This window comes from Streptomyces sp. NRRL S-495 (genome assembly GCF_000966955.1).
Taxonomy (GTDB): Bacteria; Actinomycetota; Actinomycetes; order Streptomycetales; family Streptomycetaceae; genus Kitasatospora; species Kitasatospora purpeofusca.
In genome coordinates this window covers 1-6,593 of sequence record NZ_JZWY01000951.1, presented here as the reverse complement: position 1 = coordinate 6,593, position 6,593 = coordinate 1, and the positions used below count along the sequence as shown (strand labels likewise).

5 protein-coding genes and 2 pseudogenes are annotated in these 6,593 nt (G+C 67.2%); 4 read left to right on the top strand and 3 right to left on the bottom strand.

Annotated features, from left to right (window positions below; genetic code table 11):
* Both VR45_RS36910 and VR45_RS36905 read right to left on the bottom strand, forming a co-directional pair.
* Positions 1-1,085, bottom strand: a pseudogene (locus tag VR45_RS36910) (ATP-binding protein); the annotation flags it as partial.
* A gap of 74 nt (positions 1,086-1,159) precedes the next feature.
* Positions 1,160-1,513, bottom strand: a complete 354-nt coding sequence (locus VR45_RS36905) for a hypothetical protein (protein WP_045944307.1) — start codon at positions 1,511-1,513, stop codon at positions 1,160-1,162.
* 226 nt (positions 1,514-1,739) lie between these two features.
* On the opposite strand from VR45_RS36905, the gene VR45_RS36900 reads away from it, so the two are divergent.
* The 4 genes from VR45_RS36900 (at position 1,740) to VR45_RS46355 (ending at position 6,118) form a co-directional block, all read left to right on the top strand.
* On the top strand, positions 1,740-3,074 hold the full coding sequence (locus VR45_RS36900) for an ATP-binding protein (protein WP_045944302.1): 1,335 nt from the start codon (positions 1,740-1,742) through the stop codon (positions 3,072-3,074).
* Between the two features lie 41 nt (positions 3,075-3,115).
* Complete coding sequence (locus VR45_RS49555) at positions 3,116-4,000, top strand: hypothetical protein (RefSeq protein ID WP_234326529.1); 885 nt, start codon at positions 3,116-3,118, stop codon at positions 3,998-4,000.
* A 170-nt stretch (positions 4,001-4,170) separates the two neighbouring features.
* Positions 4,171-5,688 (top strand): S1 RNA-binding domain-containing protein, encoded by a 1,518-nt coding sequence (locus tag VR45_RS36885; RefSeq protein WP_045944301.1) that lies wholly within the window; start codon positions 4,171-4,173, stop codon positions 5,686-5,688.
* Complete coding sequence (locus VR45_RS46355; protein ID WP_107084391.1) at positions 5,681-6,118, top strand: hypothetical protein; 438 nt, start codon at positions 5,681-5,683, stop codon at positions 6,116-6,118. The genes VR45_RS36885 and VR45_RS46355 overlap by 8 nt, the downstream gene beginning before the upstream one ends.
* A 23-nt stretch (positions 6,119-6,141) precedes the next feature.
* Here the strand turns inward: VR45_RS46355 and VR45_RS36875 are convergent.
* Positions 6,142-6,593, bottom strand: a pseudogene (locus tag VR45_RS36875) (hypothetical protein); the annotation flags it as partial.

The window sequence follows — 6,593 nt, the reverse complement described above, 5'->3', positions numbered from 1 at the left end:
ACATGCACGCGCTCCCGGTAGTCAGCGAGGGCATTCGGCGTCAGCCGTTCCAGGGTGCGCTGCTGGAGTTCCTCGTGGGCGAAGGAGAAGAGCGGGGCTGGTCCCCGGTCGGCAGTCGGCCACTGGGTGCTACGGCGCTGGAAGGACCGGCCGAGCGATCCCCCGAGGACTTCTTCTATGTGCCAGGAACTGGCGTCGCCGGCGAGATCGGCTAGGTCTGCGGCGCTCAGGCCGCCATTGCTGGCCGCGATCAGGCAGGTGATGTCCTGTTCGAGGCGGGTGCCGGTCAGTAGGGTGTGCAGGTCGCGTTCAGCGGCTCTGCGTACCGCCTGAGCTTCGGGGGACGGCGCAAGGCGGCGGTCGATGCGGGTGTCGTGCAGCGGGTGGTTCTCCAGAACGTCGCTGGGCACGGGCGGATTGGGCCGTCCGGCGATCAGAAGCCGCATGTCCGCCGGCGGTACGCGCGGCAGCAACGCGGCGACGCTGTACCCGCTGCTGGCCGTTACCACGCCAGTGTCCTCGTCCAAGCCGTCGACCAGCAGGACCAGTCGCCGCCCGGCTTGGGACGCCTGGTCGGCTGCGCGTTCGAGAGCGTCCAGGAACTGCCCTTGGGAAGTGCAGTCCGCCTCCCCCTCGTTCAGGTACTCCCGCAGCTGTCCCTCCAGCGCGGCGAGGAAAGCAGTGCGGTCCGAGCGTCCGGCCGAGCGCGCGGTGATGAAGAATGCCAGCACATCCACGCCTTGCGGGGGGTTGAGGGCAAACTGCGCCATCAGCGCGGTCTTGCCCGACCATGCTGGCGCCAGCCACCGCCAGTATCGTCCGACCGCATCGCCGTCCTCTCGGCCCGGAATGACCGGATTCGGCGCGGTGCAGAACGCGGCCATCGCTGCGAGCTCGTCCTCGCGTCCTTGGAACGACGAGGCGGCGAGCTCGCGGACCTCGTGCAGATAGCCGGAACGCAACACCCGGGAAGGCAGCCCCAGGACGAGATTGCCTCCGACCTTGACGACGCCGCTGTTCGCGAACCCCCCACCCTCAGCCTCCGCCGACCCGGTGCTCTTGGCTGACTCCCGGTACATCCCCACCCGTTCTGCGTCCTCCCCGCCTTGCGCGACGGCCGCCTTCCGGCCACCTTGGTCCGAGTGTGCCGTGCAGCGGCTTACTGCTGCACGTAGCCAGTGCTCGCGATGCCACCGTCCTCGGAGTTCACGTCGCCGGTCCGTTCGACGACCATCTCGCCGCGGGTGCCGCCGGAGGTCGCCAGGCCGCTGTTAGCCCGCGAGCCTTGTCCCTTGGCGGTGGCGGATCCGGTTTCCGACACCCGCACTGAGCCGCCCCCAGTACCCGCCATCACGGTCCACACCGCCACACCCAGTGCCAGTACTGCCACCAAGGCCGAGACGATGCCTGCCACCTGGTTGGCACGATCCCAGCTCAGGAAGCAGAACACTCCCGCCAGTACCCCCACCGCGAGTCCGGTTACCCCGACAACCACCCGCTGCTGCCCGCTCATCGCCCCACCCTGCCTACTGATCAGTTGGTCACAGCCCACTGGCGACCCTCAACCGATGACGGTAGCGCTACCCATGCCCAGCCGCACGGACTTGGCTGGGTCATCGGCCCGAGCGTTGACCTCGTTCAACAGCTCGAAGTCACCGCGCCCTCGTCAGCGCCCGCACCGTAGAGTCTGGTCACCAGCGACAGTACTGGCGTCCTGGGATGAGGGAGGGGACAGCGGTATGGGCTCACTGCGCGTCGGGATCGGCAAGGTCGCGGCCGTGCTCGCGAGTGACGGCAGGGACGCGTACGTCCGGGTCCTGGCACTGCGTCATGCGGAACGCTGGGTCGTTCATCACTGCTGGGCCCTGGTTGGCGCCGAACCACCAGATTGGGCCGAAAGCGTGTGGATGTACGAGCAGTACGCCTTCGTCGCCGCCCGGGTGACCGCCAGTGACCTGTCCGTGCTGTGCTCCGATGAGTCCTGTTCCAGCGTGGCGGTAGGACCGCTGACGGTCTGGGCGCCTGGGCCAGCGGACACGGTCAGCCAGGAGCGTCGACCCGGATACTCACGCCACGACCAGCCGCAGCTGTCATTCCCCGTCACCGAGTACAGGATCTCACCGACCGACCAGGCGGGCTGGCAGTTGCCCCACATGATGCTGGTGGGCGAAGGTGATGCTCCTTCATTCCCGGAGCCGAACAGCGCGTGGCGGGCGTTCTTCGAGGGCGACTTCGCGCTGGCCGGATCGCGCACCCCGACGAGCGACCTCGCCGTGGTGCGCATCGCCGAGCGCGGTGCCTGGATCGGCAGCGTGCACATCAGCGCGACCGAGCTCAGTGTCACCGTCGAAGGCGACGACGTGCAGGGAATCTACCTTGAGCTCTTCGGGGTTGAGGAGCGAGGCGTCCGAAGGATCGATGCGCCGGGACCTGTCGTAATCCCGCTGGCTCAGGGGCTGCCCGCACACGCGTGGCTGTGGTTGAAACGCGGAACGGCCTGGCTGGACTACCGCTCCATCGACCCCGCCTCCGCATGGTCGGGCGACCTGCGGCTGGCCGGCGTGGAGATCGACCTGCCGGTCGATCCGCAGGCCACGCTGGAGGCGCTGATCGCCTCGGGGGAAGGACCTCACCTGGAGTTCAAGGAGATGCTTCCCTCCAGGCAGAGCCGCCGGACGCTCAAGACCGTCGCCGCATTCGCCAACGGCGCCGGCGGCACCATGGTTTTCGGTATCCACCGTGACGAGGTCACCATCACGGGCATCACCGAAACCATCAGCACGAAACAGCGCGACGAGCTCGGGAACCTTGTACGGGCAACTGTCCAGCCGACTCCCGACTTCGAGATCAAGGAATACCGTCTCGATGGAAAGCTGATCTTCGTCATGGAGGTGCAGCCGGGGCAGAGCCCTCCGTATGCGTTGATCACCCCGGAAACCCGCGACAAGCAGCCGGAGTACTTCGTCCGGCGCGGCTCCAACACCTACGCGGCGCAGCCCGACGAGCTGCGCGCGACCGTGCTCAGGAACAGCGGACAGCCCAACGACTTCACCGGCTGGCGGCATCCGGGTTGATGACCGGACCGCCCCCCCGTATCAGCGGCAATAATCAGCGAATGACTGAGATCTACGTCGACCTCGGGGTGGTCACAGCCCCGTCAGGGGTACTCGTGCTGGGGATGGCGGGCTGGATTGACTACTGGCCGCAGGTCGGCCGGCCGCTGTCCGAGCGTGCCCTGGCCGCGGCGGCTTCCGGTGGCGGCCATCTTCACGGCCCCGAGGGCAGTGAGCCCCGCGCGTGGATATGCGAGGCCATCGCGGTGCCGGCCGCCACAGAACGGCCGTTGCGGGTGCGGGCACTGACGTCGCCTTCGCCCTTCGACGGCGAGCCGACGGTCTCTGTTCTGGAGGTGGATCTCGGCCTGCCCTGGCTTGACGACGATGGTGTCGGGTCGGTGGAACTCGGCGACCTGCCGGTCGACCGGTGCGGCATGGTGCTCGGCGACGCGCGGGCCCTGGACGGCTTCATCGGCTTGGACGGTGAGTCCGCCGACGGTCTGGCCGACGTTACGTACTGGGGCAAGTACGAGGAGACCGTCCACGCGCAGTTCGGCGGTGACCGTATCGCCCAGCGGCACGATGGATACGGCCCGCGCGGATGGCTCGACCTGCCGCTGGCTGACGCTGAAGCAATCGCCGACAGGCTGAGAACCTGGACCCGTGAAGGTCCTGGCAAGGGTCTGATGGTCGCGGTGGATGCTCACACCGACTTCCATCGGTTCAACCGCGCCGGTTGGAACCACCCGCTGCTGGCCGGGGCCATCGAACTCGGCGGATGCCAAGTATTCGGGCTGGGTTGGGACAGTGGGGATCACTCCATGCGCCACCATGGTGAACGCGCTTTTGGGCAGGTCTATCCCGCCACGCTTGAAGCCCGCACAGGCGAGGCGATTCTGCGCTGGACCATCCCGCCCTACAACACCAAGCACGACGAAGTGTGATCGCTGAGGGCTGCCCGCGTCCGCATGAGGAACGCTCACCGAATAATCGTGAAGGCGAGCACACCATCGCTGACCTCGCCGCACTGTTCTCCGTTGGTCGCGCTACCGTCTCAGTGTGCTGAAATACCACCAGACCACGGCAGCCGCATCGAACCCTGTAGGACAGTGACGTGCTGCCCTACGTCTATCGGATCACCAAGTACGATCCCGTCGACCGCGACGAGCGAGGTATCTACACCGGTACGGAGGAAGCGGTCTGCGACCACGGACCGGTCGAGGCCGCTTACCTTCGAGCGGTCGCTGCCTTCGCCGAGGACACCGGAGTCCGGCACCTCTCCATCCGCGAGCCCCAGCTCGCGTCTGGCTTCGCGCACTTCGGCCTGGAGCCCGCGATTGAGGGGCACGGCCTGGCAGGGCTCTTCCCAGGCGACCTCGCCGGCTTCCACGACGGGGTGGAAGTGCCGCTCCCGGTCGGCCTGGAACTGGTGCGGGCGATGCTCCGCGACAGCGGCGTCTGGTGCCGCCTGGAGGTCGAGGACACCTTCGCCGTACACGTCGGCTGGGACCAGTACCTCTACGTGGGCAGCAGTCACCCTTGCGAAGCGGCCGTGGGCCGTGTCCGCGCCCTCGGGCTGTTCCCGGAGCGGCTGGACTCTTCGCCCTACGACATCGCGCACGACGGCACAGGTGTTCAGCGGCCGGCCGACGCCGGCTTCTGGGCTCGCCTGAGGTGGTCGGTCAGCGCGCACCACGCTGCGATCCTGGAGGAGAACCATGTCGGGAACGCCTCGCGCTGGCACCGCCTCACACGCGACAACATCGACGCGGTGCGCTCCCGGCTCGCACCGCGCGCCCTGCTGACGGTCTGGCCGGACCTGTCCACCGACGTGGACGCCCTCAATGGCTTTTTCCCCGACGACGACATGGTCGAGATCGTCTGGGAGGACCAGGACGGCCGGATCACCAGCGCGATCGTCGACGAGACCGACTTCACTGCGCTGGCCGCCCAGGTCTCGGGCGCTCGTGCCGCTGCCGTCCTGTCGCTGGACCTCGATGCACGCCGCCCGCTGTTCACAGCTGTGCTGCCGGACGACGACGGCGTCGTCCGGGCGCGATGGCGGACCGAGCCGACCCCCAGCGACCGGAACTGGGCCTTCCTCAAGACCCTGCACCGTGGGCAGATCGTCAACGGCACCGTGACCGAGATCGCCAGCTTCGGTGTCACGTTCGTGGACATCGGCGGCTTTACCGCGATGATCAACATCCCCGAACTGTCGTGGCGCCACATCAACCACCCCACTGATGTCGTCGCCGTTGGGCAGCGGATCACGGCCGAGATCCTCGACGTCGACATGGTCTGGGAACGGGTACCACTGTCCCTCAGGGCGCTGCAGGAGAACCCACTGCCCGAACTCGCGCAACGGATCGGTCAGATCGTGACCGGTCCGGTCACCAGGCTCGTGCCGTTCGGTGCCTTCGTCCGCATCGAGGATCGGGAGGACGGCTTCGAGGGGCTGGTGCACAACACCGAGCTCGCCGAACCGCCCGTGGACCGGCCCGAGGACGTCGTCCAGGTCGGCGACCTCCTCACCGTGAAGATCATCGACGTCGATCTGAAACGGCACCGTATCGCTCTCTCGTGCACGCAGGCCCGCGCGGCAAGCTCGGAGGAACGCCCTCATGCCTGACGATGAACTGGATCTGCTGCACGCCAAGTTGGAACAGACCCGCACCGAGCTCGACACGGCTCGACGTGAACTCGGCGATCTGCGGGCGTGGCTGTGCAAGGAGCTTGGAATCATCCACAGGAGTCCTGGCCCGGAGGGGCTGACCGTCCTGAGCGTCGTCAGTGACAAGGAAATCGTTGCGGCAGTGGTGCAACTTCGGGCCGAGGTCGACGCCCTGAAGCAACCGAGCGACGGGACCGACCCCCGCTGGTCACAGATCGACTACCTCATCTTGGAGGGACGCAGGATCCAAGCCCTGCAAAAGATCCGAGACGAGTTCGGTGGCGGCATCCACGACGCGCTCGAACTGCTCAATCATCGCTTCCTGCGTCTGCGGGAAGATCGACCAGAGGACTTCACGGCCAGCAAACACGAGCCCAAAGAGCACTGACAGGCGACTGCGGCACCTCCAGATCAGTACCGCCCGACATGCCAGTCACGTCGGCGTGAGTGGGGTGGGGTGAGGACGGCAGGGGTGATCGCGCCGGTACCGTACCGGCCGTTGGCCTTGTCGATGACCGGTTCCAGGGTGCGTTGGTTCTCGATGAGCGGGTCGAGGGTGAGTTGCACGTAGCAGGTGGAGGCAGGGGCGAGGTGGGTGACACGGGCGGTGACGGCGCGGATTCGGGCGCGCTGGAGGCCGAGAGCGGTGAACATCGTGTTGAGAGCCTCGGTGAGGGCCGGGGTGTGGGCGGTCGGTTCCTTGAGGGTGCGGGTCCTGCTCGTATGACTGCGGTCGGCGTAGGTGATCTGCAGTTCGATCCCCTTGGCGATCTGCTGGGCGGCCCGGAGCCGGGCGCCGAGATCTGTAGCGAGAGCGGTGAGTGCCTGGCGGATCTGGACGGAGTCCAGGACGTCGTGATCGA

What these genes read in the sequence shown, in the direction of transcription:
- VR45_RS49555 (WP_234326529.1), top strand. Translation starts at nt 3,116, where the DNA reads ATGACTGAGATCTACGTCGACCTCGGGGTGGTCACAGCCCCGTCAGGG.
- VR45_RS36900 (WP_045944302.1), top strand. Translation starts at nt 1,740, where the DNA reads ATGGGCTCACTGCGCGTCGGGATCGGCAAGGTCGCGGCCGTGCTCGCG.
- VR45_RS36905 (WP_045944307.1), bottom strand. Translation starts at nt 1,513, where the DNA reads ATGAGCGGGCAGCAGCGGGTGGTTGTCGGGGTAACCGGACTCGCGGTG.
- VR45_RS46355 (WP_107084391.1), top strand. Translation starts at nt 5,681, where the DNA reads ATGCCTGACGATGAACTGGATCTGCTGCACGCCAAGTTGGAACAGACC.